This window comes from Sphingorhabdus sp., from assembly GCF_050921905.1.
In the GTDB taxonomy this organism is placed as follows: domain Bacteria; phylum Pseudomonadota; class Alphaproteobacteria; order Sphingomonadales; family Sphingomonadaceae; genus Sphingorhabdus_B.
Window position 1 is genome coordinate 576472 of sequence record NZ_CP050888.1, and the last position, 21528, is coordinate 597999.

Here is a 21528-nt window from a genome sequence, read left to right on the forward strand (position 1 = left end):
CCAGAGGGTTGGGCGACCGCCGCTTAGTGGGTAACTGCTAAGGGGAGGAAAGTCCGGGCTCCAGCGAGGAACGGTGCCGGATAACGTCCGGCGAAAGCAATTTTAGGGAAAGTGCCACAGAAAATAGTCCACCGCATTTCGATGCGGCCAGGTCGAAACGGTGCGGTAAGAGCGCACCGCGTTTCTGGTAACAGAAATGGCATGGCAAACCCCACCGGGAGCAAAACCGAATAGGGGCGGCATATGGCATCCTCCTGCCAGTCGCCCGGGTTGGTTGCATGAGTGCCGCAGCAATGCGTCGCCTAGATGAATGGTCGCACATCCGCTTTGGTTTCGGCTTAAGTGGAGGACAGAACCCGGCTTACAGACCCTCTGGCTTTTACCCCATGCGCGCAAGTTCGCGCGACCAATATCGCCGACGGCTTGCATGCCTCCCCCCAAATTTACGCTAACGTCAATATTTACATATGGGCACCAATATGTTCTGTTCCATGCCAATTCAAAGTCTGGAGGGCTAAGTCAATGTCGATTGTGGAACGCGCCAAAAATATCATCTTCAAACCGACGGATGAATGGAATGTCATTGCTGCCGAACCAGCAACTATTGGCAGGCTGTTCACGGGCTATGCAATGCCTTTGGCGCTGATACCGGCGCTGATGGGGATCGCCGCAGCTGTATTGTTTAATTCGTTGCTGTCTGAATATGTGGCGGGCGGGACTGTGGAGCTTACGGCAAGCGATTTAGTGACGGAGATGGTCATGGGTTATGTGTTGGGATTGGTGTTGCTGATGGCAATGGCCTATTTGGTGAAGGCCATTTCGCCAAGTTTCAATGGCGGTAATGAGCTGATACAAGCGACCAAACTCATCATATATGCTGGCACGCCTGCATGGGTCTTTGCGATATTTTTGATAATCCCGTTTTTGGGTTTTATCGGCTATATCGGCGGCCTAGCTTACTCGGTGTACTTGATCTATTTGGGTTTGCATCCCGTTTTGAGGGTTCCGAAAGAAAAAGTCGCCGGGATGACTGTAGTCGTCATTTTGGCGTATCTCGTTGGGTCGGTTATCGTTTACATAGTCCAACAATCTTTCACTGGCCTCGGCGGAGCGACCAGCACGCTGTCCGGCGCATAAATTGCGTTTACGCCCCTAGCAAAATGCGCATGCCGCCGCTAAGTCGGCGGCATGGTGCGATCTACGCGACGAAATGACTGGGGTTTTCCCCGCTGGCGCGGCTATGGCAGCAGCAGCGAGGCGCAGCAGGTGCGCCTGTGTGACCGATATGGCTGTAACAAGGCTGGAAATTGCCCCGCGCCAAAATCCCCTAACAATCCCGAACGATGGATGTTCTGTGAAGAACATGCGGGCGAGTATAATCGCGGTTATGACTATTTTGAAGGCCTGACCAAGGAGGAAGCCGACGAGCGCGAGGCCAATGAGCGCCGGGATTCTTCGGGTTATAAGGAATCCGCGCATTATGGCTGGGCAGGGTCCGGCGATGGCAGCCGAAGCCGTGATGAAATGCACGCGCTGGATATATTAGGCCTCGAAAGCGATTCCACTTTTGAGGACGCGAAAAAGGCGTGGCGCAAAATTGCCAAGGAAACGCATCCTGACGTGAACCCCGGCAACGGCGATGCCGCAAAGGCGTTTCAGGCAGGCCAGGCGGCATATGACGTCCTGCGCGTCGCCGAAGAACGCCGCGAGTGGAAGGGGTAGCCTCTTGTGCGGACGAATCTGCGCGCCTATAGGGCGCGGGTGAACCTCGCTTCGACGCCTTTACGGAACTTTGCCGCTGTATTTATACTGATGGCATTGGCGATGCGTGTCATCATTCCGTCCGGCTATATGCCGTCAGCGGAACGTGGTTTTGCGCTTACCATCTGTGCGGGCATGGATACCCAAACCGTCTGGATGGATAAAACGGGCAAGTTGCACAAGGAAGATCCATCAAAAGGCAAATCGGTTGAACACCAACCTTGTGCCTTTGCCGGTGCTGCTATTACGGGGAATTTTCCTTCGACGGCTTTGCAAATCGCCATGGCGCCTATTGCGCTGGCGATACCCGTTTTTGCCAAGCGCGAAGTATCGGTTGGCGCTGGCTTAGCCGCGCCGCCACCTCCGGCGATTGGACCACCTTCTTATATCTAAACCAAAGGGCTGCTTGGCAGCGCATTTCTCGGTTAGATTTAGGAAAATATCATGAAATTTTTATCCATTTTGCGCGCCAGTGCGGCGTGCAGCTTTTGTGCGATCATTACCCCTGCAGCCGCTGAAGATGCTGCTGATGCCACAATCATTGTCACTGGTCGCGCCGCTGCCGACCAAGCCGAAGTCACGGCAAACCAGACCGCAGGCGGTACCGATATTGTCAGTCATCAGGATTATGCGGATAAGACTATTGTGTCGTTGCGCGATACATTGGCCTTTTCCCCCGGCGTATATACGCAACCACGCTTTGGGCAGGAAATCCGCATTTCCATTCGCGGTTCTGGCCTGTCGCGCGGGTTTCACATGCGCGGGTTGACGTTATTGCAGGACGGTATTCCCATTAATCTTGCCGATGACAATGGCGACTTTCAGGAACTTGAACCGATATTCTTCGACCATTTAGAAGTATATCGCGGCGCAAACGCCTTACGCTTCGGTTCCGGAACGCTGGGCGGCGCGGTTAATGGTGTAACGCCAACAGGGGATAATGCAGCGGGTCTCTACCTGCGCGGTGATGTAGGCAGCTTTGATTTTTATCGGGGCTTGGCATCGTTCGGCCTAGGTGACGAAGACGCCAACGCTTGGGCCGCGATTAGTGCGGATAGCCATAAGGGGGATCGCCAACATGCGCGGCGGGACTCTATCCGTTTCCACGGCAACGTCGGCTTACAAATTTCGGATATCATATCCACGCGATTTTATGGCAGCATTACCACGTTGGACCAGGAGTTACCGGGCGCGATGACTCGTGCAACGGCATTGACTGCCCCGCGCAGTGGCAATTTTATCGGTGATCAGGCGCGCGATATCGATTCGATCCGCATCCAGAACAGGACCCGGTTCAATTGGGGTAACAGCCATTTGGATGTCGGGGCCTTTTTGAATTCCAAGGAATTGTATCATCCAATTTTTCAAGTGGTGGATCAGGTGTCGATCGATCGCGGCGTATATGCCCGCTACGAACGCTCGGGTGATGTATGGAGTATGACATTGGGCGGTGAATCGCGTTGGGGGAGCATTGACGCAAAGCGTTTCGTCAACCTGAGCGGCAAGCGTGGCGCGCTGACATTTGACGCTGATCAGACGGCGCGCACGACCAACATCTATGGTGAAATCAGGGTCAGTCCAATCGAGAACCTAACCGTGATCGCAGGCGGCATTTACGCCGACGGATTTCGCAAGCAATCGCAAATTGTGCCCGCTGCGGTAAAGGCGCAGGCGTCGTTTGATGCGGTGTCACCAAAAATGGGTGTGCTTTGGGAACCGGATGCCGAAATCCAGTTTTTTGCGAACTACAGCAAATCAGCCGAATTCCCGACCTTTGTTGAACTGGCACAAATTGCGGCATTCGTTCCGGTGCGTGAACAAACCGCGTGGACCACGGAGCTTGGCACGCGCGGGACATTGGGGTGGGTAAGCTGGGATGTGGCGGTTTATCGCGCCAATATCAAAAGGGAGATGCTTCAGTTTACAGTGGGACCGGACATCCCCGCGGCAACCTTTAACGCGGACAAGACACGTCATCAGGGCGTCGAAGCTGCGTTCAGCGCCACGCCGACCAATTGGCTGCGCTTTCGGCAAATCTGGCAATATTCGGACTTTCGATTTGTGGGGGATGCCCAATATGGCGACAACCGGCTTCCGGTGGTTCCGAAGCATGTTCTGCGGTCTGAGCTTCGGCTGGGCGGCGATAAACTTCATATTTCGCCAAATGTTGAATGGGTGCCCCAAGGTGCTTGGGCGGATTATCGGAACACAACCCGTAATGCCGGTTACACATTGCTTGGCGTGTCCGCAGGCGCGCGCATCAAAAACGGTGTCGATATATTCGTCGATGCTCGAAACTTGGCCGGCGTGAAAGCCATTGGCGACGTGTCGGCAGCGGTCGTGGCGACGCCAGCTTCGGCCATTTACTATCCCGTGGAACGCCGGGCCATTTATGGCGGCGTTCGTGCGCGGTTTTAGGAGGTAGGGCATGGAAAATACATCATTCTACCGAACAATCTGGCGTTGGCATTTTTATGCCTCTTTGTTTGTCATGCCACTCGTTCTCGTGCTGGCGACAACAGGTGCAATCTATCTGTTCAAGCCACAATTGGATCGTTGGCAGGAGCGCGCATTTAGCAATCTTTCGCCCCATGGCGCCGTGTCCCCCAATACACAGCTTGCCGCGGTCATCGACGCTAATCCGGGTGCGCAGTTTCACGGCTATCGGTTGCCCGCACGTGACGGGGACGCCGCAATGATTCATATCGGGTTAGCCGATGGCCGGTCCATGCGTGACGTCTATGTGTCGCCGCAGGGCAGGGTTTTGGGCAGCATCGACCCTGATAGTCGCATTTCAGCAACGGTCGCGCGCATTCATGGTTCGCTTTTGATCGGCAAAATGGGGGATTGGATTGTTGAGCTCGCGGCCTGTTGGGCCATAGTGATGATCCTGTCCGGTCTGTATATGTGGTGGCCACGCGGGCAGGGCCTTCAGGGCGTTGTGTGGCCCAGGCTTGGCAAGGGCAAGCGTATACTCCTGCGCGACCTGCATGCGGTGACCGGCTTTTGGGTTTCGGGGCTCGCGCTTGTTTTGCTTACCACTGGACTGCCGTGGGCAAGTGTCTGGGGCGATGCCTTTCGCTTGGCAAGGGCGGAGCTAGGCCTTGTCCAAGGCGCGCAAGACTGGAAAACAGGTAGCCATGCCCCACATGCCGAGCATGATCACGACGCCATGATGAAAATGCAGGCTGCTGGGATACCGCTTATTGGCCTCTCCGACATGGTGGCCAAGGCGAAATTGGAAAAGCTGCCGCATCCCGTTTTAGTAAAGCCGCCGGGCGCGCCGGAGCGTTTTGGTCCACCAACGCCAATGGCTTGGACGATCAAGTCGGAGGCGCAAAACCGGCCACTAAACCGCAGTATCAGCTTTGATGTTGCAACGGGTAAGGAGATGTCGCGGACGGGCTTTGCGGACAAGCATGTCATTGACCGCGCCGTGAATTATGGAATTGCATGGCACGAGGGGCAGCTTTTTGGCTGGATCAATCAGCTTATCGGTGTTCTCACCGCGTTGGGCCTGATCACTTTGGTCATATCGGGCTTTATGATGTGGCGGCGGCGTAAGCCCGCTGACGCGCTTGGGGCACCTATTGCCCCTGCTGTGCCGCAGAAAATACGCGGCGTGGCGGTGATCATGGGTGTGATGGCCATATTGTTGCCATTGCTTGCCGTTTCACTGCTGGCTTTATGGCTGTTTGACCGGTTGCTGTTGCCTCGACTGCCGGCCTTTGCGATTTGGCTGGGCGTGAGGCCAGTTCAGATGGCATAACGCGCTGCTGTTTCGCGGATAAGCGATATCATATTGGGAATGCCCTGCGTTCGATTTGAACTGAGTTGGTTCTTCAGGTCAAACGGGGCGAGGGCATTCTCTATATCAGTGCCCAAAATTTCGGCGGCGTTTTTGCCGTCTACCGTTTTGAGCACAAGCGCGATGATGCCCTTGGTGATCGCGGCATTGCTGTCCGCCATAAACGAAAGTTGGTTATTGTCGGTCACAGGATACACCCAGACACTTGCCGAGCAGCCCCTGACCAAACTCGCATCGGTTTTCAGCGCATCGGGCATTGGGGCCAGTTCGCGGCCAAGATCGATCAACAAACGATAGCGGTCGTCGGCTTCGAGGAATGCATATTCTTCTTGAATGTCGGTGAGTGTGGTCATGGGCACCCGCATATGGCCGCAGGGTTTAGATATCAATCCCTGCGGCGATAGCCTCAAGCTTTTTGACGCGCTCTTTTAAGTCCGCGACTTCGATACGCGACGTAGCCGACGGCACTGGCGCGTCGCTGCTGCGGCGGGCAATGTCCAACTCGGCATGCTTCAGCGCAATCCAATCGCGCCATCCACGCAACCCGAGCGAAGATACAATCCCTAAGGACAGCACTGCAAAAGCACCGATAATGATGTAGAAATTGGGATCCTGTTCCATGGTTCCTTCCTTTCGATCCGCGCGCCGTTACCGGCTGCGCAGTTCCTCTATCTGACGGTTCAGGTCGTTCGCGCTGTTATTGTCGGTCGCGATGCGCTCAAGCACCTGAATACGTTCTTTCAGTGTCTTGATCTCGTCCTGCATCTGCTGTGTTTCTGCGCTGTTCAACAGGCGATGGGTCTTGGTGCCCATAAAATCCTGATCTTCAACAATGCCATGCTTGGCTTTTTGCTTCGTCTGGATAATCTTGCCGATGGTGACGATCAGTATGATTGCCACAACCATTTCAAACGGACCCATAAAATATCTCCCTTAGATCAGGTCTTGTTGCGGCGTCACCGACTTAGGCGGTAAGCTTCGCAACTCTTCGATTTCCTTTGCAACGCTGTAGCCTTGGTCGGTGATAATGCGTTCGAGAACGGCGACGCGTTCTTCGAGTATCCCCTGCTTCGAGGCATATTGCGCAGCCTTTTCGGCAACGTTCTGTGCGTTCAGTTCGAGCTGTCGTTGCTTCAGCTTGAAGAAGGGCAGGACGAACACACCGCCGAAAACGGCAAGCAGGCCGCAGCTGATGCCCAGGATGGGAATGATGAGGGGGTTGATGTCCATTTTTCGCCCCTTCAGTTCGACGGCCCGCGAAGGGCCTCTATTTCTGATCTCAGCCTGTGACTGTCGTCTACGACGATTTTCTCGACGTTCGCCAACCGATCCTTTATCGACCCAAGCTCCGCGCGCAGTTGCGCATTTTCCTGACTCAGCAGCTTCACGCGTTCAACAGCCTCCTGATCATTTTTGGGATACACGGCCTGACCCCATGCCCCATCGAGCGGATAGCCGTTTTTGATACGCATCCATGTCGTTAGCACCCATCCGGCGCAGATAGAAACAACGCCCATGCCTATCATCGGACCAATGGCCGTTATCATCGCGAGTTTATCGGGGTCCATATCATGCCTCCTATTTTAACGAAGCCGTTCGATTTCTTCGGACAAACGCCCGGCCTTATCCGTCACAATCCGTTCCAGAACCGCGACGCGTTCTTCCAAATGCCCGATCTTGCCATTCAGCGTTTCATTCTCGTTGCTCAAAAGCATGATCTTGCGTTCGGCTTCGGGATAGTCGCCATCGGTCAAGGCGGTCTTACCGCCCCATTCATCTTCCAAGGGATAGCCATGTTTGGCGCGGATCCAGTTGTTGACCAGCCAGCCAACCGTCAACATCGCAACTATTGCGATGACGAAATTTGGTCCACCAAAGCTCATTATAAATCCCTCCACGGTAGTCGGCGGGGCAGTGGGCGAATTGGGGTGTCGCGATAATCAACACGCCAATTGCGGCGGTCGGCCTGACGCTTTTTCTGCGCGAAATGGCGGTAAGTGAACCAACCGATAAGGCCAAGAATGATGAGCGTGAACATATGCTAATTCCTTGATAAGCACTTGGTTAACGGAGGCTTTCGATTTCGTCGGCTAGCTGCTTATTGTTGCTGACATAATAAGTTTCCATTTCGGCCAAGCGATGGTCGATTTCCCGAAAGCGTGACCGAATGTCGCGGGTGGTGCGGGCAGGCGATTGACGAACGCCTTGCCAAAATTTCTGCTCTTCTCGGTCGTCGGTATACAGATGCACAGGCTTTTTATCGGCCATCCAAGCTGCAGCGATGTAAAGCAAGATTGGCCAGCCCTGTCCTATCGTGAGCGCAATTAAACCGAGCCTGAACCAAATTGCATCAATCCCCGTGTAATCGGCTAAGCCAGCGCAGACGCCCTTCCATTTGGCATTTTGTTTATCGAGATAGAATTTGGTGTGTTTCCCTGACATTTCAGCGGTTCCTTTCCAGCCTACGTATATTTTCTGGGTCAAAATCTGGCGTATCGAGTTCGATGCGGCGTGGTTGCCAACCGGGGTTCTCCTGCGCGACCAAGCGCTCAACAGTGTCGAGGCGATCTTCCAAACGGCGGGCCAGTTCGTGCATATCGCCAAGCATCCGTTCATCATCATTGGTTAGCGTCGCAGCGGTTTTCCAGCGCGTCACATAATGGAGTACCAGCCAGGGGAGGGCGACAAACAGCATCCCCATGATCATAATCGGAACGAGTACGTCTTCCATAGTTTAGCCTTCTTTCTTGTGGTCGGCCTTCATGGCCTTTTTCATTTCTTCCAGCTCGGCGTCGACGACATCGAAGCTCTCAAGCGCTGAGATTTCGTCACCCAAAGTGCGCGGCGCGTCTGACCCGATGGAGAGTGAGTCCGCATATCCCTGCGCTTCATCGACGCGGCGTTCGAGGACATCGAAGCGGGAAAATGCCTCGCGGACCTTGTCGCCATTGTACATCGTGCGCAGCTTGACTTGATTCTCGGCGCTTTCCAAGCGTGTCATGAGCGCATTCTGGCGGCTGCGGGCGTCGGCAAGCTTCTTCTGCAGCTTGTGAATATCCTGCTCAGAAGCCTTCAGCGCATCGTTCAGAACATCGATCTCCGCGGTTAACTGCTCCTTCATATCCGTCGCCTTGCGCTTTTCTAATAAGGCGGCTTTCGCAAGATCCTCACGGCCCTTTGACAGCGCCAGATGGGCCTTGTCGGTCCAGTCGGTTTCAAGCGTGTTCAACTTGTCGATATGGCGCCGCAGTTCTTTCTGGTCAGCAATGGTGCGCGCAGCAGATGCCCGAACCTCGACCAATGTTTCTTCCATTTCCAGAATGATCATGCGGATCATTTTGGCAGGGTCCTGTGACTTGTCGAGAAGATCGGTCACATTGGCGGCGATGATATCGCGGGTTCGTGAAAATATGCCCATTGGGTAACTCCGATAATGTGTATTGGTGACTTCATTCAAAAAGGTGGCGACCGGGTGCCTTTGGCAGGGGGAGGGAGAGCTGGGGGCACTCCGGTCGCAGGTTATCGACGTCAGGCAAGATAGCTGACAACGATTGGCCTATTCGGTTGGGTGTGTGCGCTGATCTCGCCGACGCCGCGGTGGTTCAGAACCGATACGGCATAGCTCGTAAAGATCATCGTGAAGGACAAAGCGACCGCCAACCAGAGACGGCTATCTTGTCCGTTTGGATAATTGCTGGTTTCGATATCTTTGCGCATTCTATGTAGTCCCTATCTTGTTTGCCGATATTACCGGCTTGCAAAATACTTAGCAGGGACTGTGCCAATTCGCGTTTTTGTTGCATTTCTGCCATTTCTCAAAATTTGTGCGGGGGAGTTGCTAGTAATTATTGCCACTCTATGGTGAAATATGCCAATGTTTAAAAATGGATCGGGATAGCGTTCAATTCATTGGTCAATCAACGGCATTTTTGGATGCTGTGGAACGTGCAAGCCGCGCTGCACCGCTCAATCGACCTGTATTGGTCGTAGGAGAGCGCGGGACGGGCAAGGAGTTGATTGCCGAGCGTCTCCATCGCCTCAGTGCGCGCTGGGATGGGCCTTTGGTCACCATAAACTGCGCGGCTTTACCAGAGACGCTGATTGAGGCTGAATTATTTGGCCATGAGTCAGGGGCATTTACCGGTGCGACGCGGGCACGCGAAGGCCGTTTCGAAGAGGCCGACGGCGGGACATTGTTCCTTGATGAACTTGGTACCTTAAGCATGGGGGCGCAAGAGCGGCTATTGCGTGCGGTGGAATATGGTGAGGTCACCCGCATCGGTTCATCCCGGCCCATGCGCGTTGACGTGCGGATTGTCGCTGCGACCAATGAACATCTGCCCCATATGGTCGACAAGGGGCGGTTCAGGGCCGACTTGCTTGACCGGTTATGTTTTGAGGTCATCACCTTGCCGCCGCTACGTGTGCGCGAAGGCGATATTGAGGTTCTGTCCGAATATTATGGACGCAAAATGGCGGCGGAATTGGGTTGGGATGGCTGGCCCGGATTTGGCGAAGTCGCAACGCGCGCGATGGAAAACCACCTCTGGCCCGGCAATGTCCGCGAACTGCGCAATGTTGTGGAGCGCGCGGTATATCGCTGGGCCGACCCGGCACAGCCAGTTGACTATATTCAATTCGACCCGTTCGACAGCCCATGGCGGGGCGGGGTGGCCGCTTCTGCGCCTGCTCAGGTGCAGGCCGATAATCAGAACAATGTCGCCGAACCCCGTTACTCAACGGACCTAAGCCAAGCCGTGGATGTAAACGATTTCCGCGAGGCGACGGAGAAGTTTGAAAAATCTGTGTTGGAGCAAGCGCTGGCAAAGTGTCGTTATAACCAGCGCCAGACGGCAAAAGCGCTCAATCTCAGTTATGACCAGTTGCGCCACACGTTGAAAAAACACGATCTTTTAGGATAAAAAAAGGGGCGGCATGTGCCGCCCCTTCTTTGACATCCAGATATGCGGATTTAGCCGCCGTTAAAGCTGACCATCGTGTACAGCATCGGGATAGATAGCAATGTGTTCAAACGCGATGTCATCATCGCGGTGGTAGCTGCCTTCGCCTTTGTCGCGTCATCGGCTTCAACAATGCCGAGCGCCTTTTTCTGGTTTGGCCAGATGATGAACCACACGTTGAACGCCATGATAACAGCAAGCCACATGCCAACGCCGATCAGCTTATAAGGATCTTGCAAGGTAAACGCCTGATGCGCGTAGCCAGCTTGAACAGCTATAATAAGGCCGAATAAAACGGTCAGCGCCGCGCCCCAGCGGAAGAAGAACAACGCCGATGGGGCGATATGCTTCGAAATGCCTGGCTTTAGTTCAGCCGGGACCTTTGGCATCGTTGGGATTTGCACGAAGTTGAAATAGTACAATAATCCGATCCAGACGATCCCGAAAAATGTATGCAGCCAACGCGTGATGGATTGCGCCGTGACTCCGTCTCCGTCCAAGCCAAACATTACTGTAAATGACAGCACTAGCCCGGCGACCAGCACCAGATGTAGATTTCCAAAAAACTTCGCCATGATTTCTCCCCTAGGCATTCAGGCGGTATTGCCGCTGATGCGATAATGCCTATCTGTATGGACGAGGCTTGTCACATATTTTCTGCGTTAGCAGTGCGTGACCGACGGAACGGGGACTGCCCCGATGCGTTTGCTTCCGGACCATCCGATACAGAAAGATAAGCAATGTCATTCATTCTCCCAGACCTGCCTTACGACACATCCGCCTTTGGTGATCTCATTTCCGCCGAGACATTCGACTATCACCATGGCAAGCACCACAATGCCTATGTCGATAAAACCAACATGTTGATTGCCGATGTTGCCGCCTTGTCAGGCGCGTCTTTGGTTGAAGTTATAACTGCTACCAAAGCGCAAGAAAACAAGGGGTTGTTCAACAACGCCGCGCAAATTTGGAATCACAGTTTCTACTGGAAATGCCTGACGCCAGAGCAGCAGGCACCGACGGGCAAGCTAAAAACGATGATTGATGAAAGCTTTGGCAGCCATGAAGACATGGTGGCAAAGCTGAAAGAAGAAGCCGTTGGCCATTTCGCCAGTGGTTGGGCATGGTTAGTGCTTGAGGGAGACGGGCTGAAAATCACCTCGCTGCATGACGCCGATACGCCCGTTGCGCACGATATGAGTCCGTTGCTGACGATCGATGTGTGGGAACATGCTTATTATATCGATTATCGCAACGCCCGTCCGAATTATGTCGATGCGTTGTTGAACAAAGCAATCAACTGGGAATTTGTCGCTGAAAATCTTGACGGCAATGGCGCGTTGCGCGCCGACCAAAACTAGGTCCTGACCCTAGCGATTATCCCTGCGGCGGAAGCTCGGCATCATCGCCGAGCTTCAGGCCGTGGCGTATTAGCATAGGGATATTGGCCAAGGCGAAAAGGAAGGTGAGTGCAGTTACACCCCACACTTTGATCGAAAGCCACGTGTCGAACGAAAACCATTCGGGTCGACGGAAAATCTCGTTCAATCCCGCCAGCGCGAGGAAAAACAGCCCCCAGCTTAACGATAGCTTTAACCAGCCAGCTTCGTTCAGACCCTGATAGGCTGCCTCCAGAATATATTTCAGCATCGCCTTACCACGCATCCACCCGCCAAGGAGCAAGGCCGCAAAAAACACATAGATTATTGTCGGCTTAATCTGGATAAAGCGTTCGTCGTGAAACCAGATCGTTAGCGCGCCGAAGAATACTCCCAAGGCCGCCGTTAGCTTCAACATCGGTGAAATCTTGCCGAGTTTTACCTTTGACACGATCACAGCAACGATGATCGCAGCCATAAACACCATCGTACCGATAATCGCGCCCTGTTTTGGGTCGGTGTCGGAACTGCCAAACTTCGACGCCACAAAAAACAACAATAACGGTCCGAAATCGAGGACGAAGTTAAGCTTGCCCGATGGCTTTTGTGTTTGAGTGACTTCGCTCACAATGAACCACCGCTTATGGCGCGGGCAACATCTTGCGGGTTGAATGGCCGCAAATCATCAATAGCCTCGCCCACGCCAATGGCGTGGATGGGCAGTCCGAATTGTTTTGCCGCCGCGACCAAAATGCCGCCGCGCGCGCTACCATCCAATTTTGTCATAACCAGCCCAGTCACGTCTGCGACCTCTTTAAAGGTTTCAATCTGTGACAACGCGTTTTGACCCGTTGTGGCGTCAAGGACGAGGACGACATTGTGCGGTGCGGCTGGATTCAGCCGACCCAAGACGCGGCGGATCTTGGCAAGTTCATCCATAAGCTCGCGTTTGTTTTGTAATCGGCCAGCCGTATCAACGATCAGGACATCGATCCCTTCGGCTGTTGCCTTTTTGACGGCGTCAAACACCACACCCGCCGCGTCGCCGCCTTCGGGGCCTGTAACAATCGGCACGCCAACGCGCTCTGCCCAAATCTTCAACTGGCCAATAGCGGCTGCGCGGAATGTATCGCCTGCCGCCAGCATGACGCCATAATCCTGTTCCAAAAACAGATTGGCAAGTTTTGCGATGGTCGTTGTTTTGCCTGAACCGTTAACGCCAATGACCAAAATGACTTGAGGGCGCGGGAAAGCGTCAATTTCCAGCGGGGAGGCAACTGGCGCAAGGACCGAAGCGATTTCATCCTCCACGATCTGCCTTATGCCATCGGCATCAATACCCTTGTCAAACCGGCCAGCGGCAATCTTGTCCCGGATTTGTGAGGCCATTGCTGGGCCAAGATCAGAGGCAATCAGAGCATCCTCAATCTCGTCAAGGTCGCTTGCGTCAAGCTTTGCCTTGGTAACAAGCCCGGCGATATTCTCGGTCAGCTTACCTGACGTTTTTTTAAGGCCGCCGAACAAACGGTCCGTCCACCCAGCATTCTCACTCATTCGATAACCTCTGCCTGTAAAATTCCGTCTTGGATATGCGTGACACGGACCGATACGATACGGCCTTCCGGCATCATTTTGTCGAGCTTCAGATAGGCGAAATTTTCGGCATGACCAGCCAATCCGCCGCTTTCGACGGCAATATTTTGAACGGTGCCGATCAATGCATTCATCCACATGGCTTTTTCAGCAGCGACTGCATCGCGCAGGGTTTTGGCGCGGGCCTTGATAATCTGTGGCGGCAATTGCGGCATGCGCGCCGCTGGCGTGCCTTTTTTGGACGAATAGGGAAATATATGTCCATGAACGATGCCGCATTGGCGCACGAGGTCCACGCTGTTCGCAAACATGGCGTCATCCTCGGTCGGGAAACCGGCGATGATGTCAGCGCCAATGGCAATGTCGGGCCTTTTTGCTTTCAATCGCGCAACAAGGTCAATCGCTAGTTCACGGCTGTGGCGCCGTTTCATGCGCTTCAGGATCATATTGTCGCCTGCTTGCAATGACAGATGGACATGCGGCATGACTCGCGTTTCGCTGGTCAGCAGGTCAAACAGCCGCGCGTCAATTTCTACGCCATCAATGGACGAAAGACGAAGGCGCGGAAGGTCTGGCACAAGCTTTAAGATGCGCTCAACAAGCGAGCCTAGATTTGGCTGCCCCGGCAGATCATGGCCATAGCTGGTGACATCGACGCCCGTCAGCACGACCTCTTGAAAACCCGTGTCCACCAGCTTTTGAATATGTTCGATAACGCTCCCGGCTGGAACAGACCGGCTGTTGCCCCGGCCATAGGGTATGATGCAAAAGGTGCAGCGATGGTCGCAGCCATTTTGCACCTCAACAAAGGCGCGCGTCTTGCCCGCGTAAGCGGTGACAAGATGCGGTGCGGTTTGCGCAATTGTCATAATGTCCGACACGACAACCGGGCGGTCCGGGCGATTGATTATCTCGCGCAGCAATGCGGCATTTTGTTTCTCATGATTGCCGAACACACCAGCCACTTCTGGCATGTTTTGAAAGGTTTCGGGCTCTACTTGTGCCGCGCAGCCAGTTACCCACACATGGGCATCGGGGCGACGCTTATGGGCTTGCCGAATGGCTTGCCGCGTTTGGCGCACGGATTCATTGGTGACGGCGCAACTGTTAATGATGACAATGTCTTCATGGCCGGCAAGTTGCTCGGCCAAGGCATTGCTCTCGGCGAGGTTAAGGCGGCACCCCATGCTGATAACTTCAGGCTTCTGCAGCGGGGTATTCATCCAAAATCATCCCAGTCGGCTTGTCCGTTAAAGACATAAGTCGCGCTGCCGGTCATGATAACTGGCTGCCCCGGTGCCCATGCGATGGTCAAGCTGCCGCCCGATTGGTGGACGATAACAGGTGACGAAGCCTTGCCTTGCCTGATCGCGGCAACAGCCGTCGCGCAGGCCCCTGTGCCGCATGCGCCCGTTAGGCCCGCGCCGCGCTCCCATACGTTCAGGCGGATTTCATTGCCATCGACGGACGCGACATTGACATTTACGCGTTCTGGAAAGGCGGCGTCATGCTCAATGATTGGGCCAAGCCCGGCGAGATCAACCGCATCGGTGTCGTGCACGAAGAACACGGCGTGCGGGTTGCCCATGTTGACCGCCATGGGGTTTTCCAGTTCTTCCCACGCAAGGGGCAGGGCGCCACTGTCCATGGCAAACGCGAGCGGAATGTCCTGCCAGTCGAATTTGGCTTCACCCATGGAAACGGTTACATCGTTGCCGGACAATTGCCCGGAAATAATCCCGCCCTTTGTTTCGATTTTTAGGTCTCGTTTCAACAAAGCAACGACGCAGCGCGAGGCATTGCCACATGCTTCGACTTCGCTGCCATCCGCGTTAAAAATGCGCATGGCGACATCGGCAACTTTGGAGGTAAGCAAAAGGATGAGCTGATCGCAGCCAATGCCGATCTTCCGGTCCGCAATCGCCCGCGCGCGGGCAGGGGGCATTTCCATCGGACATGCGCGCGCATCAATAATGACAAAGTCATTACCCAGTCCATGCATCTTGTGAAATTCGCCTTTTGCCATCCACGGCGATTTAGGGGCTGCAGGCCGGAGTGTCCACCGCTCATGCTGGGTATGCGGAACAGGCCTTCAATACGCCCCGTGGTTCGCCACTTTGGCTTTATGCTTGGCATGGGCTGGGTTCAGTCGATAAAGCTTCGGAAAAAGGTCATTATCGATCAGCAGGTTGCGAGCCTGGTCGATGTTCAAGGGGTGGCCAAACAGGGCACCTTGACCCTTGCTGCAACCAAATTCCTTCAGTTTTGCAAGAACATGGTCGTCTTCGACACCTTGGGCGATAATCGGTACCTGAAGGGTTCTGCCAAGCCCAGCAACCGACTGCACAATAGCTGCGCTTTCAGCATTATCCAGCATCGATGAGACACAGCTTCGGCCGATCTTTATCCGATCAAACGGCAGCGCGCGAAGATGGGCAAGTGAACTGTCGCCTGAGCCGAAATCGTCCAGTGCAATCTGGATGCCTTGGCTTTTAAGGCTCCCCATGGTGGACTGCGCGATGCTGAGATTGCTGAACAGCGCGCTCTCTGGAATTTCCACTTCGAGCCGATTGGCTGGAAAACCGGTTTCGACAAGCAGCTTGAAGATCTTTTGCGCCAGCCAAAGATCCTGTAACTGGGCTGGCGAGATGTTGACCGAAATAGTGAGGCTTGGATCCCAGTTCTTCGCTTCCAGCAACGCTTGTTGGAAAATGGTGATGGACAAATCATCATTCATCCCGGTTTTGTCGGCGACTGGTATAAGGTCGTCAGGTGAATCAAGGCCACCGATGGGGGATATCCAGCGCGCTAGCACTTCAAAGCCAACCAGTTCGCCAGTGTGAAGATCAACCTGCGGTTCAAAGAAAGGCACGAATGCCTTAGTCGATATTGTGTCGCGATTATCGCTCTGTCGCGGGCTGCGTGATCTTGGTTTAATTTCCATATTGTTGTCGAACCAGCGATATCCGTTACGCCCATTCGTCTTGGCCGCATATAACGCGATGTCCGCACGGCGCATCAGGATATCAATGGCAGCACAATCCCGCTCTGGTCGGCTGATGCCAATGGACGCCGTCACCATTTGTGACGCATCGGCGATGGCAACTGGCCGTGCAAAGGCTTCGATAAGATGTTTGGCGATCTTGTCGACCGTGTCAGGAAATTCAGGTTCGAACATAAGGCAAATCGCGAATTCATCTCCGCCCAACCGCGCGATGACGCTGCTCTGGGGGACAACCTCGCGCATTCGGTCGGCCGCTTCGCGTAGAACAATATCTCCGCTGTCATGGCCGTAAGTGTCATTCACTTTTTTGAAGCCGTCGAGATCGATCATCAGGAACGCGATTGACTTGCCCAGGCGCGACGCGCGGGCGATCATTTCGGATGTCTTTTCCTTAAAGGCACGCCTGTTGTACAAATTCGTTAAAGGATCGGTCATCGCCAGATGTTGTGCCCTCACTTCTGCTTGACGGTAAACTTGGATTTCATCGCTTAAGGCATTGGTGCGACGCCAAGTTAAGAGGATGAGCGCTACATTGAGCAATAAGGCAGTCACCATGATCTGGTTTGTCCCTTCGCTATAGCCCATGAATGTGCGCACAATTTGGGAGCCCAATTGGCCGCCAATAGCCACAAATAGCGCAAGCGCCGCAAACAGGACAAAGCTGCGAATTGGACCATTTCCATCCCGCGGTTTGCGCGGAGGCGGATATCTGTCAGGTAGGATTTGTTGCGATTCCATTATCTTTCCGATCGCGTCCTTTATCGCCGTAAATGGTCAATATATCGTTAATCCAAAGAGAGGCGTCGTTTTAAGAAACACATGTTGCTTGATGACCACGGGCGGAATGATTTGCATTCGGATGGCTAGGTTGGTAATCGACGCGCCAAGGCAGGACATCTGTCATTCAATTTTTGTTGGAAATCCGTAGTTTCCAGGCTGGTTGGCGAAGATTCGCTCACCGGCTTTTTGTTCGTTTATGCGCCATATGGGGCGATTTGGTGAGGAATGTCGATGTTTGACAAGCTGAGTGACCGGTTAGGAGGGGTGTTTGATCGCCTGCGCGGTCGCGGTGCGTTGAACGAAGCCGATGTGCGTGAGGCGATGCGCGAAGTGCGCGTTGCCTTGCTTGAGGCTGACGTTGCGTTGCCTGTCGTCCGTGAATTCATCGACAAGGTGACCGAGCAAGCCGTCGGCGCGCAAGTGTTGAAGTCAGTCACACCTGGCCAGCAAGTCGTCAAAATCGTCAACGACGCGCTTGTTGAAATGTTGGGCGCTGAACAAAGCGACCTGAACCTGGCCGTTGCACCACCCGCGATCATCATGATGGTCGGCCTTCAGGGTTCGGGTAAAACCACTACGACCGCAAAAATCGCGAAGATGTTGAAGACGAAGCAGGGCAAGAAGGTCCTGATGGCGTCGCTCGACGTTAATCGTCCGGCTGCGCAGGAGCAACTGGGCACGCTCGGAACGCAGACTGATGTCGCGACCTTACCCATCGTTCAGGGGCAAATGCCTGTCGATATTGCCAAGCGCGCTATGCAGGCGGCAAAGCTGCAGGGCTTTGACGTCCTCATCCTCGACACCGCTGGTCGTTTTCATGTTGATCAGCAACTGATGGACGAAATGCAGGCGGTGGCGAAGGTTTCGCTGCCGCAGGAAATTCTTCTGGTCGTGGACTCGCTCACGGGTCAGGACGCGGTGAATGTTGCGAAAAGCTTTGGCGAACGCGTTAATCTGACCGGTATCGTGCTGACTCGCATGGATGGTGATGCGCGCGGCGGTGCGGCACTGTCGATGCGCGCCATTACGGGTAAGCCAATCAAATTTGCGGGTGTCGGCGAGAAGTTGGACGCTATTGAGGCATTCAACCCAAGCCGTGTCGCTGGCCGTATTTTGGGCATGGGTGACGTCGTCGGCTTGGTCGAACGTGCGTCTGAAATGGTCGAAAAGGAGGATGCCGACAAGCTCGCCGCCAAAATGGCCAAGGGTCAGTTCGACATGGACGACCTGCGTATGCAATTTCGTCAAATGACGAAAATGGGCGGCCTTGGAGCATTGGCTGGCATGATGCCCGGCATGAAAAAGGCCAAGCAGGCGATGGACGCCAGCGGGATGAACGATAAGTTGCTGGTGCATATGGACGCCATCATCGGTTCGATGACACCGAAAGAACGCGCCAAGCCAGAATTGTTGAACGCCAAGCGCAAGATCCGCATTGCCAAAGGATCTGGCATGACGGTGCAAGACGTGAATAAGCTCATCAAAATGCACCAGGAAATGGCAAGCGCCATGAAGCGAATCCGAAAAATGGGAGGGCTTAAGGGCCTTGCAGCGATGTTTGGCGGAAAAGGCGGCGCAGATCTGGGTGGCGCGATGGAGGGAATGCACGGCCTTCCCCCCGGCGCAATGCCACCGGGCATGGGTGGATTTCCCGGACTAAGCGGCGGTGGCGGGATGCCACCTGACCTCGCAAGGCTTTTGAATAAAAAGAAATAATATACTGTTTAGTTTTGATATTTTAAGAAAGGTGAGTTAGTTTTATGGCATTATCAATGCGTTTGTCGCGGGGCGGTTCGAAAAAGCGCCCTTATTATAAAATCGTCGTGGCCGATGCCCGCGCACCGCGCGATGGGAAGTTCATTGAGCGTATCGGCAGCTACAACCCACAGCTTCCCAAGGACAGCGCCGAGCGCATGATCCTCGATGCCGAACGCGCAAAGCATTGGCTCGCCGCTGGTGCACAGCCATCGGACCGCGTCGCCCGCTTCTTGGACGTCGCTGGTGTTAAGGAGCGTAAGGTCAAGAGCAACCCGAATAAGGGTGAGCCAGGCCAGAAAGCCAAGGATCGCGCAGAAGACAAGGCAACCAAGCTTGCCGAAGCTGAAGAAGCTGCCGCCGCAGCCGCCGCTGCTCCAGCGCCTGAAGTAGTCGCCGAAGAAGCACCTGTAGTAGAAGAAGCCGCACCAGCTGAGGCTGCCGCCGAAGAAGCGCCTGTAGCAGAAGAAGCTGCACCAACTGAATCTGCCGCCGAAGAAGCGCCTGCTGCTGAAGAAACTGCTCCAGCCGCTGAAGAAGCAACTGAAGAAAAGGCTGAGGCCTAAATGCCTTCTCCCCTCCCGCAGGCGGGAGGGGTCGGGGGTGGGCTACCATCCTCGAAAGCAGATCGCTCGCCTATAGCGAGCCCCACTCCTAACCCCTCCCGCTTGCGGGAGGGGAACGACCAAGTCGTCACGCTTGCCGCCGTTTCCGGCGCGCACGGCGTGACGGGCGAAGTCCGTCTCAAGCTATTTGCGGACAGTCTGGACAGCTTGAAACATTATAAGAGCTTCAATGATGGGGCGCTAACGGTCAAGTCGCTCCGCCCGACCAAAGACGGTGCAATCGCGCGCTTCGCCGAAATCAACGACCGCAACGCAGCAGAAAAACTACGCAGCACATTGTTGACTGTCCCGCGCGAAGCCTTGCCAGCATTGGGTGAGGGCGAATATTATTATAGCGACCTTTTGGGCCTGCCATGCGTATCCACCGACGGCGCTGACCTCGGCACCTGCGTGGCTGTCGAGAATTTCGGTGCAAGCGATGTCCTTGAAATCCAAATGCCTCCTTCTGCCGACGGCAAGCCAGGCAAAAAGTTCATGGTTCCGATGACCGCAGATGCCGTGCCCCAATGGGGTGCTCAAGCCGACGGGCGTATCATCATTGACGCGGCGTTCGTGATTTAGTATATACTGACTAGATATACGGAGGTTGCAATGGCGCGGCAATGGACGACTAAAACATTCAAATCCGGCAACTCTGTCGCTCTGCGTTTGCCGAAAGGTGCGGGGTTTGTCGAAGGTGACGATGTAGTCATTCTTCCCCATAAGAGCGGACGCATTTCGATATGGAAAGAATCTGAGGCGTTGGCGGTTCTGATGAGCCTATATGGCAGCATGTCACCCGGCTTTATGAAACATGGCCGAGGAGATATTGAACAGGATGATCGCGTTTGGGACAAGTCATCTTACAAGTCGGTGGCTTGATTGTATCTTCTCGACACCAATATCTGCATCGATTTTGTCGATGGCCGCAGCGATATTGCGCGCCAACGGGTCAAAGACAACTTCAAATCAGGTTTATGCGTTTCTGCCATAACCGCTGCCGAGCTTCTGGTCGGGCCGAGAGAATCGAACGACCCAGAGGGTGATAGGGAAAAAGCCGAACGATTTTTGACGATCGTCACCAATATGGATTTCGACCATCTCGCTGCGGAGCATTATGCGACGCTCGTCCAGCGTGTTGGCGTTAACAGGCGGAGCTTCGACCGATTGATTGCGGCCCATGCGCTGGCGCTGGGCGCCGTGTTGGTAACCAATAACGAAAAACATTTCGCCGACGTGCCAGGGTTGAAGGTTGAGAATTGGACGGTTTGAGTGCAAAACAGATATTCCGGTGACATCGGTGATTACCTGAAAATCGGGTTGTTGAAGGCTATTTCGCCAGCCAAGCGCCTAGCCGTCTGTTGGTGGTTGCATCCAGATGAAAAACACAACGATGACGGGAGGCATATTTCCTATTTAAATAAGCCCGACTATTGGAGACCGGTATCGCCAGAGTTATTCGACGGCCTCGTTGATCTAGTTAAAACAGGTAATCGTTCGGTAGGCCGACTTGAGGATCTAATTGGAAGTTCCTGCTATTTCCATCGGGCAGAGGTTCCGACAGCCAAAAATCGTTTTCAAGATCGTGATATATGGTTTGCGCACCTGATGAATGATGTTGCGACAATGGATGTCTTGTTTGTTGACCCCGATAACGGCATTGACCTGCGTGACGACGCAGGCAAACGAAAATCCGCGAAGCACGTAACATTATCAGAAATTTCATCTCTAGCCAGTGGCAAACGCACGCTAATAGTATATCATCATCAAACGCGCGCAAAGGGCGGTCACCATCTGGAAATATCCAATATTAGCTATCGCTTGCGAGAGTTGAAATTGGGTAGGGTAAGCGCAATCAGGGCAAAGCCCTTCTCGCCGCGTG

General features: G+C 54.2%; 29 protein-coding genes and 1 other RNA gene. 13 read left to right on the top strand and 17 right to left on the bottom strand.

The window, feature by feature from the left end:
- The 6 genes from rnpB (at position 1) to HEQ18_RS02825 (ending at position 5530) form a co-directional block, all read left to right on the top strand.
- An RNA gene (gene rnpB, locus HEQ18_RS02800) (RNase P RNA component class A) lies at positions 1 to 380 on the top strand.
- 142 nt (positions 381 to 522) lie between these two features.
- On the top strand, positions 523 to 1137 hold the full coding sequence (locus HEQ18_RS02805) for a Yip1 family protein (RefSeq protein ID WP_432815433.1): 615 nt from the start codon (positions 523 to 525) through the stop codon (positions 1135 to 1137).
- Between the two features lie 51 nt (positions 1138 to 1188).
- Positions 1189 to 1722: a J domain-containing protein gene (locus HEQ18_RS02810; RefSeq protein WP_397604838.1), complete on the top strand. Its 534-nt coding sequence runs from the start codon at positions 1189 to 1191 to the stop codon at positions 1720 to 1722.
- A 6-nt stretch (positions 1723 to 1728) separates the two neighbouring features.
- Entirely contained in the window at positions 1729 to 2154 is a 426-nt protein-coding gene (locus tag HEQ18_RS02815; protein ID WP_432815434.1) for a hypothetical protein, read from the top strand.
- 51 nt (positions 2155 to 2205) lie between these two features.
- Positions 2206 to 4179 carry a TonB-dependent receptor family protein gene (locus tag HEQ18_RS02820; protein ID WP_432815435.1) on the top strand — a complete coding sequence of 658 codons (1974 nt, stop codon included), beginning with the start codon at positions 2206 to 2208 and terminating at the stop codon, positions 4177 to 4179.
- Positions 4180 to 4189: 10 nt separating this feature from the next.
- Positions 4190 to 5530, top strand: a complete 1341-nt coding sequence (locus tag HEQ18_RS02825; protein ID WP_432815436.1) for a PepSY-associated TM helix domain-containing protein — start codon at positions 4190 to 4192, stop codon at positions 5528 to 5530.
- Here the strand turns inward: HEQ18_RS02825 and HEQ18_RS02830 are convergent.
- From HEQ18_RS02830 to HEQ18_RS02880, 11 genes are all read right to left on the bottom strand, one after another.
- Entirely contained in the window at positions 5518 to 5922 is a 405-nt protein-coding gene (locus tag HEQ18_RS02830) for a SufE family protein (RefSeq protein ID WP_397604834.1), read from the bottom strand. The genes HEQ18_RS02825 and HEQ18_RS02830 overlap by 13 nt on opposite strands.
- A 25-nt stretch (positions 5923 to 5947) precedes the next feature.
- Entirely contained in the window at positions 5948 to 6190 is a 243-nt protein-coding gene (locus HEQ18_RS02835; RefSeq protein ID WP_397604833.1) for a hypothetical protein, read from the bottom strand.
- A 27-nt stretch (positions 6191 to 6217) separates the two neighbouring features.
- Positions 6218 to 6490, bottom strand: a complete 273-nt coding sequence (locus HEQ18_RS02840) for a hypothetical protein (protein ID WP_296200714.1) — start codon at positions 6488 to 6490, stop codon at positions 6218 to 6220.
- 12 nt (positions 6491 to 6502) lie between these two features.
- Positions 6503 to 6799, bottom strand: a complete 297-nt coding sequence (locus HEQ18_RS02845; protein WP_296200712.1) for a hypothetical protein — start codon at positions 6797 to 6799, stop codon at positions 6503 to 6505.
- Positions 6800 to 6810: 11 nt separating this feature from the next.
- Complete coding sequence (locus tag HEQ18_RS02850) at positions 6811 to 7116, bottom strand: hypothetical protein (protein ID WP_296200756.1); 306 nt, start codon at positions 7114 to 7116, stop codon at positions 6811 to 6813.
- A gap of 36 nt (positions 7117 to 7152) precedes the next feature.
- Entirely contained in the window at positions 7153 to 7452 is a 300-nt protein-coding gene (locus HEQ18_RS02855) for a hypothetical protein (RefSeq protein WP_432815437.1), read from the bottom strand.
- Entirely contained in the window at positions 7452 to 7607 is a 156-nt protein-coding gene (locus HEQ18_RS02860) for a hypothetical protein (RefSeq protein WP_432815438.1), read from the bottom strand. Before HEQ18_RS02860 ends, HEQ18_RS02855 begins: the two co-directional genes overlap by 1 nt.
- 26 nt (positions 7608 to 7633) lie before the next feature.
- The gene (pspC, locus tag HEQ18_RS02865) at positions 7634 to 8011 is read right to left on the bottom strand and encodes an envelope stress response membrane protein PspC (RefSeq protein ID WP_432815439.1); all 378 of its coding nucleotides are present in this window, start codon (positions 8009 to 8011) and stop codon (positions 7634 to 7636) included.
- A 1-nt stretch (position 8012) separates the two neighbouring features.
- The gene (gene pspB / locus HEQ18_RS02870) at positions 8013 to 8300 is read right to left on the bottom strand and encodes an envelope stress response membrane protein PspB (RefSeq protein WP_432815440.1); all 288 of its coding nucleotides are present in this window, start codon (positions 8298 to 8300) and stop codon (positions 8013 to 8015) included.
- 3 nt (positions 8301 to 8303) lie between these two features.
- A complete protein-coding gene (gene pspA / locus HEQ18_RS02875; RefSeq protein ID WP_397604827.1) occupies positions 8304 to 8987 on the bottom strand; it encodes a phage shock protein PspA in 684 nt (227 codons plus the stop codon).
- A gap of 110 nt (positions 8988 to 9097) precedes the next feature.
- A complete protein-coding gene (locus HEQ18_RS02880; protein ID WP_432815441.1) occupies positions 9098 to 9286 on the bottom strand; it encodes a hypothetical protein in 189 nt (62 codons plus the stop codon).
- Between the two features lie 167 nt (positions 9287 to 9453).
- On the opposite strand from HEQ18_RS02880, the gene pspF reads away from it, so the two are divergent.
- Positions 9454 to 10491, top strand: a complete 1038-nt coding sequence (pspF, locus tag HEQ18_RS02885) for a phage shock protein operon transcriptional activator (protein ID WP_432815442.1) — start codon at positions 9454 to 9456, stop codon at positions 10489 to 10491.
- Positions 10492 to 10541: 50 nt separating this feature from the next.
- On the opposite strand, the gene HEQ18_RS02890 is transcribed toward pspF, so the two are convergent.
- Complete coding sequence (locus HEQ18_RS02890) at positions 10542 to 11105, bottom strand: urate hydroxylase PuuD (protein ID WP_397604825.1); 564 nt, start codon at positions 11103 to 11105, stop codon at positions 10542 to 10544.
- A gap of 165 nt (positions 11106 to 11270) precedes the next feature.
- Here HEQ18_RS02890 and HEQ18_RS02895 point away from each other — a divergent pair, with 165 nt between their 5' ends.
- Entirely contained in the window at positions 11271 to 11891 is a 621-nt protein-coding gene (locus HEQ18_RS02895) for a superoxide dismutase (protein WP_432815443.1), read from the top strand.
- 16 nt (positions 11892 to 11907) lie between these two features.
- Here the strand turns inward: HEQ18_RS02895 and HEQ18_RS02900 are convergent, their stop codons facing one another.
- From HEQ18_RS02900 to HEQ18_RS02920, 5 genes are all read right to left on the bottom strand, one after another.
- The gene (locus tag HEQ18_RS02900) at positions 11908 to 12537 is read right to left on the bottom strand and encodes an inner membrane-spanning protein YciB (RefSeq protein WP_432815444.1); all 630 of its coding nucleotides are present in this window, start codon (positions 12535 to 12537) and stop codon (positions 11908 to 11910) included.
- On the bottom strand, positions 12534 to 13463 hold the full coding sequence (ftsY, locus tag HEQ18_RS02905; protein WP_397580283.1) for a signal recognition particle-docking protein FtsY: 930 nt from the start codon (positions 13461 to 13463) through the stop codon (positions 12534 to 12536). The genes HEQ18_RS02900 and ftsY overlap by 4 nt, the downstream gene beginning before the upstream one ends.
- A complete protein-coding gene (gene mtaB, locus HEQ18_RS02910; protein WP_432815947.1) occupies positions 13460 to 14713 on the bottom strand; it encodes a tRNA (N(6)-L-threonylcarbamoyladenosine(37)-C(2))-methylthiotransferase MtaB in 1254 nt (417 codons plus the stop codon). Before mtaB ends, ftsY begins: the two co-directional genes overlap by 4 nt.
- An 8-nt stretch (positions 14714 to 14721) precedes the next feature.
- Positions 14722 to 15528 carry a diaminopimelate epimerase gene (dapF, locus tag HEQ18_RS02915; RefSeq protein WP_397604822.1) on the bottom strand — a complete coding sequence of 269 codons (807 nt, stop codon included), beginning with the start codon at positions 15526 to 15528 and terminating at the stop codon, positions 14722 to 14724.
- 66 nt (positions 15529 to 15594) lie between these two features.
- Positions 15595 to 17244, bottom strand: coding sequence for a putative bifunctional diguanylate cyclase/phosphodiesterase (locus HEQ18_RS02920; protein WP_432815445.1), 1650 nt, complete (start codon positions 17242 to 17244; stop codon positions 15595 to 15597).
- 273 nt (positions 17245 to 17517) lie between these two features.
- On the opposite strand from HEQ18_RS02920, the gene ffh reads away from it, so the two are divergent.
- The 5 genes from ffh (at position 17518) to HEQ18_RS02945 (ending at position 20918) form a co-directional block, all read left to right on the top strand.
- Complete coding sequence (ffh, locus tag HEQ18_RS02925; RefSeq protein WP_432815446.1) at positions 17518 to 19002, top strand: signal recognition particle protein; 1485 nt, start codon at positions 17518 to 17520, stop codon at positions 19000 to 19002.
- Between the two features lie 44 nt (positions 19003 to 19046).
- The gene (rpsP, locus tag HEQ18_RS02930) at positions 19047 to 19607 is read left to right on the top strand and encodes a 30S ribosomal protein S16 (RefSeq protein WP_432815447.1); all 561 of its coding nucleotides are present in this window, start codon (positions 19047 to 19049) and stop codon (positions 19605 to 19607) included.
- Between the two features lie 102 nt (positions 19608 to 19709).
- Positions 19710 to 20228, top strand: a complete 519-nt coding sequence (gene rimM / locus HEQ18_RS02935; RefSeq protein WP_432815448.1) for a ribosome maturation factor RimM — start codon at positions 19710 to 19712, stop codon at positions 20226 to 20228.
- Positions 20229 to 20258: 30 nt separating this feature from the next.
- Entirely contained in the window at positions 20259 to 20528 is a 270-nt protein-coding gene (locus HEQ18_RS02940) for an antitoxin (protein ID WP_432815449.1), read from the top strand.
- A complete protein-coding gene (locus HEQ18_RS02945; protein WP_296201607.1) occupies positions 20529 to 20918 on the top strand; it encodes a type II toxin-antitoxin system VapC family toxin in 390 nt (129 codons plus the stop codon).
- Positions 20919 to 21528: the final 610 nt, after the last annotated feature.

Bases quoted from the DNA above. Each gene is read 5' to 3' on its own strand.
- HEQ18_RS02805 (WP_432815433.1), top strand. From the start codon at position 523: ATGTCGATTGTGGAACGCGCCAAAAATATCATCTTCAAACCGACGGAT.
- HEQ18_RS02810 (WP_397604838.1), top strand. From the start codon at position 1,189: ATGGTGCGATCTACGCGACGAAATGACTGGGGTTTTCCCCGCTGGCGC.
- HEQ18_RS02820 (WP_432815435.1), top strand. From the start codon at position 2,206: ATGAAATTTTTATCCATTTTGCGCGCCAGTGCGGCGTGCAGCTTTTGT.
- HEQ18_RS02825 (WP_432815436.1), top strand. From the start codon at position 4,190: ATGGAAAATACATCATTCTACCGAACAATCTGGCGTTGGCATTTTTAT.
- HEQ18_RS02830 (WP_397604834.1), bottom strand. From the start codon at position 5,922: ATGACCACACTCACCGACATTCAAGAAGAATATGCATTCCTCGAAGCC.
- HEQ18_RS02835 (WP_397604833.1), bottom strand. From the start codon at position 6,190: ATGGAACAGGATCCCAATTTCTACATCATTATCGGTGCTTTTGCAGTG.
- HEQ18_RS02840 (WP_296200714.1), bottom strand. From the start codon at position 6,490: ATGGGTCCGTTTGAAATGGTTGTGGCAATCATACTGATCGTCACCATC.
- HEQ18_RS02845 (WP_296200712.1), bottom strand. From the start codon at position 6,799: ATGGACATCAACCCCCTCATCATTCCCATCCTGGGCATCAGCTGCGGC.
- HEQ18_RS02850 (WP_296200756.1), bottom strand. From the start codon at position 7,116: ATGATAACGGCCATTGGTCCGATGATAGGCATGGGCGTTGTTTCTATC.
- HEQ18_RS02855 (WP_432815437.1), bottom strand. From the start codon at position 7,452: ATGAGCTTTGGTGGACCAAATTTCGTCATCGCAATAGTTGCGATGTTG.
- HEQ18_RS02860 (WP_432815438.1), bottom strand. From the start codon at position 7,607: ATGTTCACGCTCATCATTCTTGGCCTTATCGGTTGGTTCACTTACCGC.
- pspC (WP_432815439.1), bottom strand. From the start codon at position 8,011: ATGTCAGGGAAACACACCAAATTCTATCTCGATAAACAAAATGCCAAA.
- pspB (WP_432815440.1), bottom strand. From the start codon at position 8,300: ATGGAAGACGTACTCGTTCCGATTATGATCATGGGGATGCTGTTTGTC.
- pspA (WP_397604827.1), bottom strand. From the start codon at position 8,987: ATGGGCATATTTTCACGAACCCGCGATATCATCGCCGCCAATGTGACC.
- HEQ18_RS02880 (WP_432815441.1), bottom strand. From the start codon at position 9,286: ATGCGCAAAGATATCGAAACCAGCAATTATCCAAACGGACAAGATAGC.
- pspF (WP_432815442.1), top strand. From the start codon at position 9,454: ATGGATCGGGATAGCGTTCAATTCATTGGTCAATCAACGGCATTTTTG.
- HEQ18_RS02890 (WP_397604825.1), bottom strand. From the start codon at position 11,105: ATGGCGAAGTTTTTTGGAAATCTACATCTGGTGCTGGTCGCCGGGCTA.
- HEQ18_RS02895 (WP_432815443.1), top strand. From the start codon at position 11,271: ATGTCATTCATTCTCCCAGACCTGCCTTACGACACATCCGCCTTTGGT.
- ftsY (WP_397580283.1), bottom strand. From the start codon at position 13,463: ATGAGTGAGAATGCTGGGTGGACGGACCGTTTGTTCGGCGGCCTTAAA.
- dapF (WP_397604822.1), bottom strand. From the start codon at position 15,528: ATGGCAAAAGGCGAATTTCACAAGATGCATGGACTGGGTAATGACTTT.
- HEQ18_RS02920 (WP_432815445.1), bottom strand. From the start codon at position 17,244: ATGGAATCGCAACAAATCCTACCTGACAGATATCCGCCTCCGCGCAAA.
- ffh (WP_432815446.1), top strand. From the start codon at position 17,518: ATGTTTGACAAGCTGAGTGACCGGTTAGGAGGGGTGTTTGATCGCCTG.
- rpsP (WP_432815447.1), top strand. From the start codon at position 19,047: ATGGCATTATCAATGCGTTTGTCGCGGGGCGGTTCGAAAAAGCGCCCT.
- HEQ18_RS02940 (WP_432815449.1), top strand. From the start codon at position 20,259: ATGGCGCGGCAATGGACGACTAAAACATTCAAATCCGGCAACTCTGTC.